11 protein-coding genes and 1 pseudogene are annotated in these 15,609 nt (G+C 72.2%); 9 read left to right on the top strand and 3 right to left on the bottom strand.

Annotated features, from left to right (window positions below; all coding sequences use genetic code 11):
- The first annotated feature begins 5 nt into the window (after nt 1–5).
- Nucleotides 6–2,297 (top strand): bifunctional salicylyl-CoA 5-hydroxylase/oxidoreductase, encoded by a 2,292-nt coding sequence (locus ACFRIC_RS41405; protein WP_382797188.1) that lies wholly within the window; start codon nt 6–8, stop codon nt 2,295–2,297.
- Here the strand turns inward: ACFRIC_RS41405 and ACFRIC_RS41400 are convergent.
- Nucleotides 2,278–3,132 (bottom strand): PaaX family transcriptional regulator C-terminal domain-containing protein, encoded by an 855-nt coding sequence (locus tag ACFRIC_RS41400; protein ID WP_382797186.1) that lies wholly within the window; start codon nt 3,130–3,132, stop codon nt 2,278–2,280. The genes ACFRIC_RS41405 and ACFRIC_RS41400 overlap by 20 nt on opposite strands.
- A 15-nt stretch (nt 3,133–3,147) precedes the next feature.
- On the bottom strand, nt 3,148–4,884 hold the full coding sequence (locus ACFRIC_RS41395; protein WP_382797184.1) for an AMP-binding protein: 1,737 nt from the start codon (nt 4,882–4,884) through the stop codon (nt 3,148–3,150).
- 139 nt (nt 4,885–5,023) lie between these two features.
- Here ACFRIC_RS41395 and ACFRIC_RS41390 point away from each other — a divergent pair, with 139 nt between their 5' ends.
- Complete coding sequence (locus ACFRIC_RS41390; RefSeq protein ID WP_382797182.1) at nt 5,024–6,139, top strand: acyl-CoA dehydrogenase family protein; 1,116 nt, start codon at nt 5,024–5,026, stop codon at nt 6,137–6,139.
- On the top strand, nt 6,136–6,534 hold the full coding sequence (locus ACFRIC_RS41385; protein WP_382797180.1) for a RidA family protein: 399 nt from the start codon (nt 6,136–6,138) through the stop codon (nt 6,532–6,534). The genes ACFRIC_RS41390 and ACFRIC_RS41385 overlap by 4 nt, the downstream gene beginning before the upstream one ends.
- Nucleotides 6,535–6,575: 41 nt before the next feature.
- On the opposite strand, the gene ACFRIC_RS41380 is transcribed toward ACFRIC_RS41385, so the two are convergent.
- Nucleotides 6,576–6,770 carry a DUF5999 family protein gene (locus ACFRIC_RS41380; RefSeq protein WP_382797178.1) on the bottom strand — a complete coding sequence of 65 codons (195 nt, stop codon included), beginning with the start codon at nt 6,768–6,770 and terminating at the stop codon, nt 6,576–6,578.
- Nucleotides 6,771–7,021: 251 nt separating this feature from the next.
- On the opposite strand from ACFRIC_RS41380, the gene ACFRIC_RS41375 reads away from it, so the two are divergent.
- The 6 genes and pseudogenes from ACFRIC_RS41375 (at nt 7,022) to ACFRIC_RS41350 (ending at nt 15,548) form a co-directional block, all read left to right on the top strand.
- Nucleotides 7,022–7,447: a DUF6299 family protein gene (locus tag ACFRIC_RS41375; protein ID WP_382797176.1), complete on the top strand. Its 426-nt coding sequence runs from the start codon at nt 7,022–7,024 to the stop codon at nt 7,445–7,447.
- Nucleotides 7,448–7,613: 166 nt separating this feature from the next.
- Nucleotides 7,614–11,291, top strand: a complete 3,678-nt coding sequence (locus ACFRIC_RS41370) for a nitrate reductase subunit alpha (RefSeq protein WP_382797235.1) — start codon at nt 7,614–7,616, stop codon at nt 11,289–11,291.
- Nucleotide 11,292: 1 nt separating this feature from the next.
- Entirely contained in the window at nt 11,293–12,996 is a 1,704-nt protein-coding gene (gene narH, locus ACFRIC_RS41365) for a nitrate reductase subunit beta (RefSeq protein ID WP_382797174.1), read from the top strand.
- Nucleotides 12,993–13,607 (top strand): nitrate reductase molybdenum cofactor assembly chaperone, encoded by a 615-nt coding sequence (gene narJ / locus ACFRIC_RS41360; RefSeq protein ID WP_382797172.1) that lies wholly within the window; start codon nt 12,993–12,995, stop codon nt 13,605–13,607. The genes narH and narJ overlap by 4 nt, the downstream gene beginning before the upstream one ends.
- A complete protein-coding gene (gene narI / locus ACFRIC_RS41355) occupies nt 13,604–14,332 on the top strand; it encodes a respiratory nitrate reductase subunit gamma (RefSeq protein WP_382797170.1) in 729 nt (242 codons plus the stop codon). Before narJ ends, narI begins: the two co-directional genes overlap by 4 nt.
- Nucleotides 14,314–15,548, top strand: a pseudogene (locus ACFRIC_RS41350) (nitrate/nitrite transporter). The gene narI and the pseudogene ACFRIC_RS41350 overlap by 19 nt, the downstream one beginning before the upstream one ends.
- Nucleotides 15,549–15,609: the final 61 nt, after the last annotated feature.

Below are 15,609 nucleotides of genomic sequence, written 5' to 3'. Positions count from 1 at the left end.
CCGCGATGCGAGCGAAGGCCGATGTGAGGCGGGTCGCGGTGATCGGCGGCGGCCCCGGCGGACTCTACGCCGCGGCGCTCCTCAAACGCCTCGGCCCGGACCGCGAGATCACCGTCTGGGAACGCAACGCACCCGACGACACCTTCGGCTTCGGCGTCGTCCTCTCGGACGAGACCCTGGGCGGCATCGAGCACGCCGACCCGGTCGTGTACGCCGCGCTCCAGGCCGAGTTCGTCCGCTGGGACGACATCGACATCGTGCACCGCGGGGTCCGGCACACCTCCGGCGGCCACGGCTTCGCCGCGCTCGGACGGCGCCGGCTCCTGGAGATCCTGCACGAACGCTGCCGCTCGCTCGGCGTCGGCCTGCGCTTCACCACCGAGGCCCCGCCCGTGGACGAACTCATGGCGGAGTACGACCTCGTGGTCGCCGCCGACGGTGTGCACAGCCTCACCCGCGCGGCCCACGCCGAGGTGTTCGGGCCGTCCGTCGAGGAGCACCGCTGCCGCTACATCTGGCTCGCCGCCGACTTCGCCTTCGACGCCTTCCGCTTCGAGATCGCCGAGACCGAGCACGGCGTGATGCAGCTCCACGGCTACCCGTACGCGGCCGACGCCTCCACCGTCATCGTCGAGATGCGCGAAGAGGTCTGGCGCGCCGCGGGGTTCGCGGACCTCGACGAGGCGGAGTCCGTCGAACGGTGCGGCAAGATCTTCGCGGACGCGCTCGGCGGACGCCCGCTGCGCGCCAACAAGTCGACGTGGACGACCTTCCGCACGATCGTCAACGACCGCTGGTCGCACGGGAATCTGGTCCTGCTGGGCGACGCGGCGCACACCGCGCACTTCTCCATCGGCTCCGGTACGAAGCTCGCCGTCGAGGACGCGCTCGCGCTGGCCGCCTGCCTGGAGGAACAGCCCTCGACGGCGGAGGCGCTGGCGGCCTACGAGGAGGAACGGCGCCCGGTCGTCGCCTCCACCCAGCGCGCCGCCCGCGCCAGCCTCGACTGGTTCGAGGACATCGGCCGCTATCTCGCCCAGCCCACCCGGCAGTTCGCGTTCAACCTCCTCACCCGCAGCCGCCGCGTCACGCACGACAACCTGCGGCTGCGTGACGCGCGCTTCGTGGCCACGGTCGAGCGCGAGTTCCGCTGCCCGCCCGGCACCCCGCCGATGTTCACCCCGTTCCGGCTGCGCGGACTGACCCTGCGCAACCGTGTCGTCGTCTCGCCGATGGACATGTACTCGGCCGTGGACGGCGTGCCCGGCGACTTCCACCTCGTCCACCTGGGCGCCCGGGCCCTGGGCGGCGCGGGACTGGTCATGACCGAGATGGTGTGCGTCAGCGCGGAGGGGCGCATCACGCCCGGATGCGCCGGTCTCTACACCGCCCGCCAGGCCGAATCCTGGCGGCGGATCGTGGAGTTCACGCACCGTCAGGCCCCGGGCTCCGCGATCGGCCTCCAGCTCGGCCACGCCGGCCGCAAGGGCTCGACCCGGTTGATGTGGGAGGGCATCGACGAACCCCTGCCGGACGGCAACTGGCCCCTCGTGGCCGCCTCCCCGCTCCCGTACCGGCCCGACAGCCAGACCCCCCGCGAGCTCTCGCGCGCCCAGCTCACCGATCTGCGCGAGCAGTTCACCGCGGCCGCCTGCCGCGGTGCCCGCTGCGGCTTCGACCTGCTCGAACTGCACTGCGCCCACGGCTACCTGCTCTCCGGCTTCCTGTCCCCGCTGACCAACCGGCGGACCGACGCCTACGGCGGGTCGCTGGAGAAGCGGCTGCGCTTCCCCCTCGAAGTCTTCGACGCGATGCGGGCGGTGTGGCCCGCCGAGCGCCCGATGACCGTCCGCATCTCCGCCACCGACTGGGCCGAGGGCGGCACCACGGGCGAGGACGCGGTCGCGATCGCCCGGGCCTTCGCCGCGCACGGCGCCGACGCGGTGGACGTGTCGACCGGCCAGGTCGTGGCGGACGAGCGCCCCGAATACGGCCGTTCCTACCAGACGCCGTACGCGGACCGGATCCGGCACGAGACCGGGATCCCGGTGATCGCCGTCGGCGCGATCTCCTCCTGGGACGACGTCAACTCCCTGATCCTGGCCGGGCGGACGGACCTGTGCGCGCTCGCCAGACCGCATCTGTACGACCCGAACTGGACGCTGCACGCGGCCGCCGAACAGGGCTACGAAGGGCCGGGCGCCCACTGGCCGATGCCCTACCGCGCGGGCAGCCGCCGCCCCCAGACCGGCCGCACCGACGCGCCGCGACCCCGGCTCACTCTGGGCGGTCGGTAGCCTCCGGGCGCCCCGGGCGCGGAGGCACTCCGGCGAACTCCGCGCCCGCGTCCCGCAGCCGCTCGTGCAGCGCCCGGAAGACGGTCGCCGAACGGGCGCCGGGCCAGTCCTCGGGGAGCAGGGCCGCGGGCAACCCCGGGTCCGTGTACGGGAGATGGCGCCAGGAGTCGAGGGCGAGCAGATAGTCGCGGTAGGCCTCGTCGGGCGGGGTGTCCGTCCGGTCCTCCCAGGTGTGCAGCACCCGCGCGTGCCGGCCGAGGAACGCCTCGTGCTCCTTGGCGATCGCGGTCAGGTCCCACCAGCGCGCGACCGCGTCGGCCGTGGCGGCGAACCCCAGGTGCTCGCCCCGGAACAGCTCCACGTACCCGTCCAGCCGCAGTCGTTCCAGGGTGTGCCGGGTCTCCTCGTACAGCCGTGCCGGGGCGATCCACACTCCGGGAGCCGCCGTGCCGAAGCCGAGACCGGCCAGCCGCGAGCGCAGGACGTGCCGCTTCTGCCGCTCCGACTCGGGTACGGAGAAGACGGCGAGCACCCAGCCGCCGTCCTCGGGAGGCGTCGTCGCGTACACCCGGCGGTCGCCGTCGTCGAGCAACTGCCGTGCGTCCGGCGACAACGCGTATCCGGCCGCGCCCGCCGGGGTGCGCGCAGGCTCCAGCAGCCCGCGCCGCTTGAGCCGGGACACCGACGAACGCACCGAGGGCGCGTCCACGCCGACCGCGGCGAGGAGCCGGATCAACTCGGCCACCGGTACCGGGCCGGGCGCGAAACGGCCGTAGGCGCCGTAGAAGGTGACGATGAGGGACCGGGGGGCGTGGTGCTCTGACACGTTGATCACTCTAGTGCGCGAAGATCACTTGGGATCGCCGTCCGCGGGCAGGACGCCCTCGGGCGCGGAGACCGGCTCGCGCGGAACGGGGGCCGACGGGGCGCCCGCAGCGCCGTCGGAAGGGGTCTCCTCGCGCAGTCTGAACCTCTGGAGCTTGCCCGTGGCGGTCCGTGGCAGCGCGTCCAGGAAGACGATCTCGCGCGGGCATTTGTACGGCGCCAGCTCGGACTTGAGGAAGGCGCGCAGCGCTTCGCCGTCCCTGCGGGCGCCCTCCCTCACCACGGTGTAGGCCACCACGATCTGCCCGCGGGCCTCGTCGCTCCGCCCCACGACAGCCGTCTCGACGACGTCCGGGTGCCGCAGCAGCGCGTCCTCGACCTCGGGACCCGCGATGTTGTACCCGGCCGAGATGATCATGTCGTCGGCGCGGGCCACGTAGCGGAAGTAGCCGTCGGGGTCGCGGACATAGGTGTCACCGGTGATGTTCCAGCCGCCGCGTACGTACTCCCGCTGCCGGGGGTCGGCGAGATACCGGCAGCCGACCGGGCCGCGCACGGCCAGCAGGCCGGGTTCGCCGTCCGGCACCGGCGTCCCGTCGGTGTCGACCACACGCGCCTGCCAGCCCGGCACGGGCCGGCCCGTCGTGCCGGGACGGATGTCCCCGTCGGCCGCGGAGATGAAGATGTGCAGCAGCTCGGTGGCGCCGATGCCGTTGATGACGCCGAGTCCGGTGCGGCCCTGCCAGTCACGCCAGGTCGTGGCGGGCAGGTTCTCGCCGGCGGACACGCAGCGGCGCAGCGACCCGATGTCGTACGCGTCCGCCTCCGCCATCTCCGCCAGCATCGCCCGGTAGGCGGTCGGCGCCGTGAACAGCACGGAGACGCGGTGTTCGGCGATCGCGGGCAGCAACTGCCGGGGGCCCGCCTGTTCGAGCAGCAGGGAGCAGGCGCCTGCGCGCAGCGGGAAGACCACGAGACCGCCGAGCCCGAAGGTGAAGCCCAGGGGAGGGCTGCCCGCGAACACGTCGTCCTCGCGCGGCCGCAGCACATGCTTCGAGAACGTGTCCGCGATCGCCAGCACGTCGCGGTGGAAGTGCATACAGCCCTTGGGCCGCCCGGTGGTGCCCGAGGTGAACGCGATCAGCGCCACGTCGTCGGCGGCCGTGTCCACCGCGTCGAAGGGCTCGTCCGGGGCGCCGGTGATCCGCAGCAGCAGATCGTCGGGCGCGTCACCCCCGTACGTCGTGACCCGCAGCCCGGGGACCTCCGCCTTGACCAGGTCGTCGACCGAGCGGACGTCGCACAGGGCGTGCGTCACCCGTGCGATCGAGCAGATCGTGCCCAGTTCGTGCGGCCGCTGCTGCGCGAGCACCGTGACGGCGACCGCGCCCGCCTTCAGCACCGCCAGCCAGCAGGCCGCGAGCCACGGGGTGGTCGGGCCGCGCAGCAGCACCCGGTTGCCCGGCACGACACCCAGTTCGCCGGTCAGCACATGGGCGATCCGGTCGACCCGGGTGCGGAGCTGTCCGTACGTCCACGGCGCGCCGGACGGCGTACGGAACACCGGGCGTCCGGGGTCGGTGTCCGCGAGGAGTTCGGCGGCGCAGTTGAGCCGGACGGGGTAGCGCAGCTCGGGCAGGTCGAAGCGGAGCTCGGGCCACTGCTCGGAGGGCGGGAGATGGTCGCGCGCGAAGGTGTCGACGTGGGCCGAGCGTGCCGGCCCCGGAATGTCTGCGGGATCCAGGGGATCCACAAGGTCCATGGCGTCTCGCCCCCTTGCCTTGGTGGGCTGCCTCGGTGGGCGTCGTGGTGGGCTCGCACAAGGAGCGTATCGTGTTGGTGACGACAGTCAACGGTTCGCGATAACGTGGGTGGCGTCCGATGGGGAGAGAGGACGGGCAATGACCGCATTCTCGCTCGAACCGGGGCAGACCGCCTGGTGTGCCGAGCTGCGCGCGCACGCCGCGGACCGACTGCGCCCCCTCGCCGACAAGGGCGAGCCGGGCCACGTCAACCGGCCGCTCGTCGCCGAACTCGGCCGGCTCGGACTGCTCTCCCGCCTCTTCACCTCCGGCGCCCTCGACCTCTGCCTCATGCGCGAGTCCCTGGCCCAGGTCTGCACCGAGGCCGAGACGGCACTCGCGCTGCAAGGACTCGGCGCCCATCCCGTCCACGCGTACGGCACCGACGCCCAGCGCGGACACTGGCTGCCCCGGGTCGCGGACGGCACCGCCGTGGCGGCCTTCGCGCTCAGCGAGCCAGGCGCCGGTTCGGACGCCGCCGCCCTCGCGCTCCGGGCGGACGAGGACGGCGCCGGCGGCTGGCGCCTCACCGGCGAGAAGTGCTGGATCTCCAACGCCCCCGAGGCCGACCTCTACACCGTCTTCGCGCGCACCGCGCCCGACGCCGGAGCCCGCGGTGTCACCGCCTTCCTCGTCCCCGCCGACCGCCCCGGCCTCACCGGCACCCCGCTCGACATGCTCTCCCCGCACCCCATCGGCGCCCTCGCCTTCGACGCCGTACCCGTCACGGCGGACGACGTGCTCGGCGAACCCGGCCACGGGTTCCGGGTCGCCATGGGCACCCTCAACCTCTTCCGGCCCAGCGTCGGCGCCTTCGCCGTCGGCATGGCCCAGGCCGCGCTGGACGCGACCCTCGCGCACACGGCACGGCGCGAGGCGTTCGGCGGCCCGCTGAAGGACCTGCAGACCGTGGCCCACCAGGTCGCCGAGATGGCGCTGCGCACCGAGGCGGCCCGGCTGATGGTCTACGCGGCGGCGGCGGCGTACGACGCGGGGGCGCCGGACGTGCCCCGGCGGGCGGCGATGGCGAAACTGCTCGCGACCGAGACCGCCCAGTACGTCGTGGACGCGGCCGTCCAGCTCCACGGGGCCCGCGCCCTGCGCCGGGGCCATCTGCTCGAACACCTCTACCGCGAGGTGCGCGCGCCGCGCATCTACGAGGGGGCCAGCGAAGTCCAGCGGACCATCATCGCGAAGGAGTTGTACCGCGTATGACCGTCGAGCGCGTCAATCCGTCCGAGCTCTCCCCGCCGGCCGGGTTCTCGCACGCCGTCGTCGCCACCGGCTCCCGCGTCCTCTTCCTGGCCGGACAGACCGCCCTGGACGTGGACGGGAAGGTGGTGGGGGAGACCCTGCCCGCCCAGTTCGAGCGGGCGCTGGCCAATCTGCTGACCGCGCTGCGGGCGGCGGGCGGCACTCCCGCGGACCTCGCCCGGGTGACCGTCTACGCCACCGACGTCGCCGACTACCGTGCCCACGCCGCCGAACTGGGCGGCATCTGGCGCCGGTTGGCGGGCCGCGACTACCCCGCGATGGCCGTCGTCGGCGCCGTGCGCCTGTGGGACGAACAGGCGCTGGTCGAACTCGACGGCTTCGCCGTGCTGGCGTAGGACCGCGGGGCGCGGCGGAGAACGCGGATCACGCCGGGGTGTCAGGCCGCGACGGCCAGCCGGTCGGCGAACACCCGGTGCGGAGCGACCACGCTGCCGTCGGGAAGCAGTTCACCGCTGTCGTCGAAGACGATCGCGCCGTTGCACAGGAGGTTCCAGCCCTGCTCGGGATGGGCCGAGACGATGTGCGGGGTGGTGGCTTCCGCGGACGGGCACGAAGACCGGTGAGAACACATGGTGCACCTCCACGTGGGATGCGAAGAGTGTCGGCGGCGCTGTCGTCGCCCTCGCATACACAGACCATGCGCGCGCGGCGAACTGATCGGAACACCCGGCCGTGAAGCGTGACAACACGAGGACAACTCTCGGACGTCCCCATGACGGACGGCGCCAACTCGCCACCAAAGGGGTGATGATCACCGGCCCTGGGGCCTTGGACCGGTACCTGTTGAGCACCCTTGCAGGTCCCCGTTCCAGGAGGTACCCCATGTCGTTCCGCCAGGCCGCAGGCGCCGCCGCCGGTGCCGCGCTGCTCCTGTTCCTCGCCCCGTCCGCCGTCGCCCTGTCCGCCTCGTCCGACGAGGTCACCGTCGACCCGACCGGCACGGTCGCCGCCGACGGCACCATCACCCTCTCCGGCACCTACCGCTGCACGGGCGCCTCCGGACCCGTCTTCGTGTCGTCCTCCGTGTCCCAGGACGACCCCCGGGTCAAGCAGGGCATCGGCGGCACGACGGCCCTCTGCGACGGCGCCGAGCACACCTGGACCAACTCGGAGAAGCCCGTCCCCAGCACCCTCAAGGCGGGCCCGGCCCACGTCCAGGCCACCCTCATGGAACTGAGCACGACCGGCCTCCCGCTCCCGTCGTTCCACGCGGTGCGGGACCAGGACATCACGGTCGTCAAGGGCTGAACGAGCCCGCGGAGGAGCCGCCGGCACCACGACCGGCGGCCCACCTTGCCTCCCTCGCCCGTTCAGCCCCCCACGCATGCGGACCCCGCCCATGAATGGTCCGCTGGGCTGAAGCCGGCCGAGAGGAGCGTCCGTGTCCGCGACCCAGGGCCGAGGTACCGGTGGGATGGACGGCACGGCCAGTGAGCTGCTGTTGCGTACCGGGCGGTTCTTCCGGCGGGGGGAGACCTCCGCCGATCTGCGCACGCTCTCCAAGGAGGGCGGGCGGGGCGGTGACGTCTTCTACCGGGACCGGTGGAGTCACGACAAGGTCGTGCGCTCCACCCACGGGGTCAACTGCACCGGCTCCTGCCGGTGGAAGGTGTACGTCAAGGACGGCATCATCACCTGGGAGACCCAGGAGACGGACTATCCGAGCGTCGGCCCGGACCGTCCCGAGTACGAGCCGCGCGGCTGTCCGCGCGGGGCCGCGTTCTCCTGGTACACGTACTCGCCGACCCGGGTGCGCTACCCGTACGTCCGCGGTGTGCTTCTGGAGATGTACCGGGAGGCGAAGGAGCGAACCGGCGACCCGGTCACCGCGTGGGCCGACCTCCAGGCCGACCCCGAGCGCCGACGCCGCTACCAGCGGGCCCGCGGCAAGGGCGGCCTCGTGCGGGCGAGCTGGGCCGAGGCCCTGGAGATCGCTGCCGCCGCGCACGTCCACACCATCAAGGCCCACGGCCCCGACCGCATCGCCGGCTTCTCGCCCATCCCGGCGATGTCCATGGTCTCGCACGCCGCCGGCGCCCGGTTCCACTCGCTGATCGGCGCTCCCATGCTGTCGTTCTACGACTGGTACGCCGATCTGCCGGTCGCCTCCCCGCAGGTCTTCGGCGACCAGACGGACGTCCCCGAGTCGGGGGACTGGTGGGACGCTGCGTACCTGATGATGTGGGGCAGCAACGTCCCGGTCACCCGTACGCCGGACGCCCACTGGATGGCCGAGGCGCGCTACCGCGGCCAGAAGGTCGTCGTCGTCTCCCCGGACTACGCCGACAACACCAAGTTCGCCGACGAGTGGCTGCACCCCCACCCCGGCACCGACGGAGCACTGGCCCTCGCGATGGGGCACGTCGTGCTCAAGGAGTTCTTCGTCGACCGGCAGGTGCCGTTCTTCACCGACTACGTCCGGCGCTTCACCGACCTGCCGTTCCTCGTCACCCTGCGGGAGCACGACGGCGGCCACGTCCCGGACAAGTTCCTGCGCGCCTCCGACCTCGGGGACACCGCCGAGGGCGCCGAGTGGAAGACGGTCGTCCTCGACGACGCCACCGGCCGGCCGGAGGTCCCCGGCGGGTCGCTGGGCTTCCGCTGGACCGCGTCGGGCGAGGGCCGGTGGAATCTGGAACTCGGGGATCTGGAGCCACGGCTCTCGCTGTACGGGCGGGACGGAGCCGTCCCGACCGAGGTGCTGCTGCCCCGCTTCGACACCGACGGCGGGCCGCACGGCCAGGGCAGCGGGGCGGTCCGCGCCGCCGGCGTCCCCGCCGCGCGCGTCGGCGGCCGGCTCGTGACGACCGTCTACGACCTGCTGCTCGCCCAGTACGGCGTCGCCCGCGAAGGGCTCCCCGGGGCCTGGCCCGAGGGCTACGGCGACCCCGCCGTCCCCTGCACGCCCGCCTGGCAGGAGGTCCACACCTCCGTCCCCGCCGCGGCGGTCGTCCGCACCGCGCGGGAGTTCGCGGACACCGCCGAGCGGTCCCGGGGCCGCTGCATGATCCTCATGGGCGCCGGCACGAACCACTGGTTCCACTCCGAGACGATCTACCGCGCCTTCCTCGCCCTGCTCCAGCTCACCGGCTGCCAGGGCCGCAACGGCGGCGGCTGGGCGCACTACGTCGGCCAGGAGAAGTGCCGACCGGCGACCGGCTGGGCCACCCTGGCCGCCGCGTCCGACTGGTCGCGTCCGCCGCGCCAGGCGATCGGCACCGCCTACTGGTTCCTCAACACCGACCAGTGGCGGTACGACCACTACCGCGCCGACACCCTCGCCTCCCCGCTCGGCACCGGAGCGTTCGCCGGGATGACGGCCGCCGACTGCCTCGCCCAGGCGACCCGTTCGGGGTGGATGCCCTCCTACCCCACCTTCGACCGCAATCCGCTCGACCTGTGCGACGAGGCCGGGGACCAGGACCCGGTCGCGTACGCGGTGGACCAACTCCGCTCAGGCAAGCTGGGATTCGCCGGAGAGGACCCCGACGCGCCCGCCAACTGGCCACGCGTCGTGACTCTCTGGCGGGCCAACCTGCTGGGCTCGTCCGCGAAGGGCGCCGAGTACTTCCAGAAGCACCTGCTCGGCACCACCTCCTCGCTCGGCGCCGAGGAGGCCGCGCCCGAGGAACGCCCCCGCGACGTCCGCTGGCACGAGAAGGCCCCCGAGGGAAAGCTCGACCTGCTGCTGTCCCTGGACTTCCGCATGACGTCCTCCACCCTCATGTCGGACATCGTCCTGCCCGCCGCGACCTGGTACGAGAAGCACGACCTCTCCAGCACCGACATGCACCCCTACGTGCACTCCTTCACCCCGGCCGTCGACCCGCCCTGGCAGGCCCGCACCGACTTCGCCGCCTTCCACGCCCTCGCCCGGTCCTTCTCCGCGATGGCGGCGAAACACCTGGGCGTGCGCCGCGACCTCGTCGCCACCGCTCTCCAGCACGACACCCCGGCCGAGACCGCACAGCCCGGGGGCGTCGCCCTGGACTGGCGGCGCGGCGAGTGCGAGCCCGTACCGGGGAGGACGATGCCCCGACTCACCGTCGTGGAGCGGGACTACGGCGCCGTCGGCGAGAAGATGGCCACCCTCGGCCCGCTGGCCGAGAAGCTCGGCCTGCCGGTCAAGGGCATCACCTTCGACGTGGCGGAGGAAGTGCGGCTGCTCGCCGACCGGCACGGCACACGCAGTTCGGGACCGGCCGCGGGGCGGCCTCTCCTCGACACGGCCGTCAAGGCGGCGAACACGATCCTCGCCCTGTCCGGCACCACCAACGGCCACCTCGCCACCCAGGGGTTCCACACCCTCGAGCGCCGCACCGGGCAGCCGATGGCCCACCTCGCCGCAGAGCACGAGGGCAAGCGGATCACGTACGCCGACACCCAGGCGGCACCCGTGCCGGTCATCACCTCGCCGGAGTGGTCCGGCAGCGAGGCGGGCGGGCGCCGCTACACCGCCTTCACCCTCAACACCGAGCACGCCAAGCCCTGGCACACCCTCACCGGCCGCCAGCACTTCTTCCTCGACCACGACTGGATCCACGAACTCGGCGAGGCCCTGCCGGTCTACCGGCCGCCCCTGGACATGCGCCGGCTCTTCGGCGACCGGATCTCCACCGGCGAGGACGGCCAGGCCGAGGTCACCGTCCGCTACCTCACCCCGCACAGCAAGTGGTCCATCCACTCCGAGTACCAGGACAACCTGCTGATGCTGTCGCTCTCCCGCGGCGGCCAGAACATCTGGATGTCCCCGCAGGACGCCGAGGCGATCGGCGTGCGCGACAACGACTGGATCGAGGCGGTCAACCGCAACGGTGTCGTCGCGGCCCGCGCGGTCGTCAGCCACCGCATGCCGCGCGGCACGGTGTACATGCACCACGCGCAGGACCGCGTCATCGCCACACCCAGGACACAGACGACCGGCAGACGCGGCGGGACCCACAACTCCCTCACCCGGCTGCTGCTCAAACCGAGCCATCTCATCGGCGGATACGCCCAGCTGAGCTGGGCGTTCAACTACCTCGGTCCGACCGGCAACCAGCGCGACGAGATCACGGTCGTCCGGCGCCGCACCGAACCGGTGGAGTACTGACATGCGCGTCATGGCACAGATCGCGATGGTCATGAACCTCGACAAGTGCATCGGCTGTCACACCTGCTCCGTCACCTGCAAACAGGCGTGGACGAACCGCGGCGGCGTCGAGTACGTGTGGTTCAACAACGTCGAGACCCGCCCCGGGCAGGGATATCCGCGCCGCTACGAGGACCAGGAGACCTGGAAGGGCGGCTGGGAGCTCAACAGGCGCGGCCGGCTGAAGCTGAAGGGCGGCGGCCGGTTCTCCAAGCTCGCCCACATCTTCTCCAACCCCAAGCTGCCGGGCATCACCGACTACTACGAGCCGTGGACCTACGAGTACGCCAACCTCGTCGACGCCCCCCTCGGCGACGACATCCCCGTCGCCCGGCCGCGCTCGCTCCTCAGCGGCAAGCCCATGAAGATCGAGTGGAGCGCCAACTGGGACGACAATCTCGGCGGGGTGAGCGAACACGGCGGACTCGACCCGATGGTGGCGAAGGTCCGTGAACAGGCCTCGGAGAAGGTGAGGTTCGCGTTCGAGCAGACCTTCATGTTCTATCTGCCGCGGATCTGCGAACACTGTCTGAACCCGTCCTGCGTCGCCTCGTGCCCCTCCGGCGCGATGTACAAGCGGCAGGAGGACGGCATCGTCCTGGTCGACCAGGACCAGTGCCGGGGCTGGCGCATGTGCGTCACCGGCTGCCCGTACAAGAAGGTCTACTTCAACCACCGCACCGGCAAGGCCGAGAAGTGCACGCTGTGCTACCCACGGCTCGAAGTCGGCCTGCCCACCGTCTGTTCCGAGACCTGCGTGGGACGGCTGCGCTACCTCGGCGTCATGCTCTACGACGCCGACAGGGTCCTGGAAGCGGCCTCCACGCCCGAGGACACCGACCTGTACGAGGCCCAACTGGGCGTGTTCCTCGACCCCGAGGACCCCGTCGTACAGCGGGAGGCCGAGCGCGCAGGCATCGCCCAGGACTGGATCGACGCGGCCCGGCGCTCGCCCGTCCACGCCCTCATCAGCAAGCACCGGGTGGCGCTGCCGCTCCACCCGGAGTACCGCACGATGCCGATGGTCTGGTACATCCCGCCGCTCTCCCCGGTCGTCGAGGCCCTCACCGAGACCGGCTTCGACGGCGAGGACACCGGCAACCTCTTCGGCGCCATCGACACCCTGCGCATCCCCCTGGAATACCTCGCCGAACTGTTCACCGCCGGCGACACCGCACCCGTACGGGCCTCCCTGGAGAAGCTCGCCGCCATGCGCGGCGCGATGCGCCCCGGGCTGCTCGCCGGCGGCCCCTCGGGCCGCGCCCCGGTCGACGAGGACATCGCCCGGTCGGTCGGCATGTCGGGGGAGGAGATGTACGCGATGTACCGGCTGCTGGCTCTCGCCAAGTACGAGGAGCGGTACGTGATCCCCACCGCCGCCGTCGGCGACGCACGGCGTCTGGAGGAGTCCGTCCTGCCCGACGAGTGCAGCCTCGACTACACGGGCGGGCCCGGCATGGGCGGCTCCGGCCCCTACGGCGAAGGGTCCGGCGAGACGCCCCCGATGTCGGTGGAGAACTTCCACGTGCTGCGCGACCGCCAGACCGCCGACGCGCCCGCCGACCCCGCGCGCAGCCGCGTCAACCTCCTCAACTGGGACGGCCGGGGCCACCCCGCCGGACTGTTCCCACCCGCCGGTACGCCCGACGACGAGGAGGAGAGATGACCACCCCGCACGCCGTCGTCCACGCCGCGGTCGCCCGCTGCCTGGTCTACCCCGACGACGCGTTCCACGCCGGGCTGGAGGTCCTGCGCGCGGCCCTCGACGAACGACGCGGCCCGGGACGGGGCGAGTTGCGCGCCTTCCTCGACCACGCGGCCGGCACCGCACCCGACGCGCTCCGGCAGGAGTACGTCCGGACGTTCGACTTCTCCGGCCGCCGCTGCCTGTACCTCACCTGGTGGACGGACGGCGACACCCGCCGCCGGGGCCGGTCCCTGGTGCGCTTCAAGGAGATCTACCGGGAGCACGGATGGGAGTACGCGGACACCCGCGAACTCCCCGACTTCCTCCCGGCCGTCTGCGAGTTCTCCGCCCTCACCGGTACCGACACCCTCCTGCGCGACCACCGCCCGGCGCTGGAACTGCTGCGCCTCGCCCTCGTCGAGGCCGCCTCGCCGTGGGCCGGCGTCCTCCAGGCGCTCGTCGCCACCCTCCCCGGCGCCTCGCCCCGCGACCGCGCGGCCGCCCAGGCGATGGCGCGGAGCGGACCGCCGCGCGAGGACGTGGGGCTCGCGCCGTTCGGCACCCCGCTGCTGGAGGTCGTCACCCGATGAGCCTCGCCGACAGCCTCCTGTGGACGGCCACGCCGTACGTCACGATCGTCCTGCTCGTCGGCGGGATCATCTGGCGCTACCGCTACGACAAGTTCGGCTGGACGACCCGCTCCTCGCAGCTCTACGAATCGAGGCTGCTGCGGATCGCGTCCCCGATGTTCCACTACGGGATCCTCTTCGTGCTCGCCGGCCACCTCGTCGGACTGTTCGTCCCGGACTCCTGGACCAGCGCGCTCGGGGTGAGCGAGACCGCGTACCACTACCTCTCCCTCACCACCGGCACGCTCGCTGGTCTCGTCACCGTCGCCGGCATCGCGCTGCTGATCTACCGCCGCCGCACCAACGGACCGGTCTTCCGTGCCACCACCCGCAACGACAAGTTCATGTACGTCGTCCTGCTCGCCGCCATCCTCATGGGCATGATCGCCAAGCTCACCCACGCGGGAGGCCACGGGTACGACTACCGGACCACCATCGCCCCCTGGCTGCGCAGCGTCTTCACCCTGCGTCCGGACTACGCGCGGATGGACGGCGTGCCGGTGACCTATCAGATCCACATCGTCATCGGGTGCGCGCTCATCGCGCTCGTCCCCTACACCCGGCTGATCCATATGTTCAGCGCCCCGGTGCCGTACCTCTTCCGCCCCTACATCGTGTACCGCAGCCGTGAACGCGGCCAGCTCGGCACCCGTCCCGAGCGGCCCGGATGGGAGCGAGTGCCGTGACCGCCCAGACCGCCGCCCGGACGGACCCGACCCCCGTGGTGCCCGGCGCCGCCTACCGCAACCTCGTCGTCGCCACCATCGGCTTCGCCATCTCCTTCTGGGCCTGGAACCTCATCTCGCCGATCGCCACTCCGCTGGGCGAGAAACTCTCACTGAGCTCCTTCCAGCAGTCGCTGATGGTCGCCGTCCCCGTCCTCGTGGGCTCGCTCGGCCGGGTCCCCGTCGGCGCGCTCACCGACCGCTTCGGCGCGAAGATCATGTTCCCGCTCGTCACCGCGCTGACCATCGTGCCCGTCCTGCTGCTCATCGTCGTGAAGGACTCCTACGCCGGCCTCCTCGTCGTCGGGTTCTTCCTCGGCCTGGGCGGCACGACGTTCGCGATCGGCGTCCCCCTCGTCAACTCCTGGTTCCCGCCGGCCCGGCGTGGCTTCGCCGTCGGGGTGTTCGGCGCGGGCATGGGCGGTGTCGCCCTCTCCGGCTACTTCACCCCCCGCATCTACAAGCACGGCGAGAACCTGCCGTTCGTGGTGCTGGCCGTCGCCCTGGCCGTCATGGCCGTCGTGGAGTACTTCCTCCTCGCCGACCGTCCCGACCGCGTGGTCCCCACCACCTCGCTGGCCACCCGGCTGGGCGACGCCGGGCGGCTGCGGGTCACCTGGGAGCTCGCGGCCCTGTACGCGATCGGGTTCGGCGGCATCGTCGCGTTCGGCGTCTACCTGCCGACCTACCTCAAGACCTGGTACGAACTGTCGCCCACCGACGCCGGTACCCGCGCGGCCGGTTTCGCGCTCGTCACCGTGGTCTTCCGCCCGATCGGCGGCTGGCTCTCCGACCGCGTCCACCCGGCCGTCGTCACCTCCTGGGCCCTCGGCGTCGTCGGGATCATGGCGGTGTGCCAGGCGTTCGAACCCCACCTCGTCCCGGGCGGAACGGTCTTCCTCCTCGTGATGGCCGCCGGCCTCGGCACCTCCAGCGGCAGCGTCTTCGCGATGGTCGCGCGGGTCACCCCGCCACCGAAGGTCGGCAGCGTCACCGGCATCGTCGGCGCGACCGGCGGACTCGGCGGCTTCGTCCCGCCCCTGGTCATGGGAGCCGTCATTGCGCCAAGAACTCGTACGCCATCGGATTCATGCTGCTCTCCGACCTCGCCCTGGCCGGCTGCGTCTACTCCTTCGGCCGCATGCGCGAAGTGGGCCGCGACCGTCAGGCGGCCTGAGCCCGCGAGAGCCCCGCGGACACCACCGCGCCCCGCCGGACCGTGTGCTAACGGGTCCGGC

Origin of the sequence: Streptomyces sp. NPDC056738 (genome assembly GCF_042790435.1) — a bacterium.
GTDB lineage: Bacteria > Actinomycetota > Actinomycetes > Streptomycetales > Streptomycetaceae > Streptomyces.
Note: the sequence above shows the minus strand (reverse complement) of the source record. Positions and strands in the feature narration are given on the sequence as shown.

What these genes read in the sequence shown, in the direction of transcription:
- narJ (WP_382797172.1), top strand. Translation starts at nt 12,993, where the DNA reads ATGACCACCCCGCACGCCGTCGTCCACGCCGCGGTCGCCCGCTGCCTG.
- ACFRIC_RS41380 (WP_382797178.1), bottom strand. Translation starts at nt 6,770, where the DNA reads ATGTGTTCTCACCGGTCTTCGTGCCCGTCCGCGGAAGCCACCACCCCG.
- ACFRIC_RS41375 (WP_382797176.1), top strand. Translation starts at nt 7,022, where the DNA reads ATGTCGTTCCGCCAGGCCGCAGGCGCCGCCGCCGGTGCCGCGCTGCTC.
- narH (WP_382797174.1), top strand. Translation starts at nt 11,293, where the DNA reads ATGCGCGTCATGGCACAGATCGCGATGGTCATGAACCTCGACAAGTGC.
- ACFRIC_RS41395 (WP_382797184.1), bottom strand. Translation starts at nt 4,884, where the DNA reads ATGGACCTTGTGGATCCCCTGGATCCCGCAGACATTCCGGGGCCGGCA.
- ACFRIC_RS41390 (WP_382797182.1), top strand. Translation starts at nt 5,024, where the DNA reads ATGACCGCATTCTCGCTCGAACCGGGGCAGACCGCCTGGTGTGCCGAG.
- ACFRIC_RS41385 (WP_382797180.1), top strand. Translation starts at nt 6,136, where the DNA reads ATGACCGTCGAGCGCGTCAATCCGTCCGAGCTCTCCCCGCCGGCCGGG.
- ACFRIC_RS41370 (WP_382797235.1), top strand. Translation starts at nt 7,614, where the DNA reads ATGGACGGCACGGCCAGTGAGCTGCTGTTGCGTACCGGGCGGTTCTTC.
- ACFRIC_RS41405 (WP_382797188.1), top strand. Translation starts at nt 6, where the DNA reads ATGCGAGCGAAGGCCGATGTGAGGCGGGTCGCGGTGATCGGCGGCGGC.
- narI (WP_382797170.1), top strand. Translation starts at nt 13,604, where the DNA reads ATGAGCCTCGCCGACAGCCTCCTGTGGACGGCCACGCCGTACGTCACG.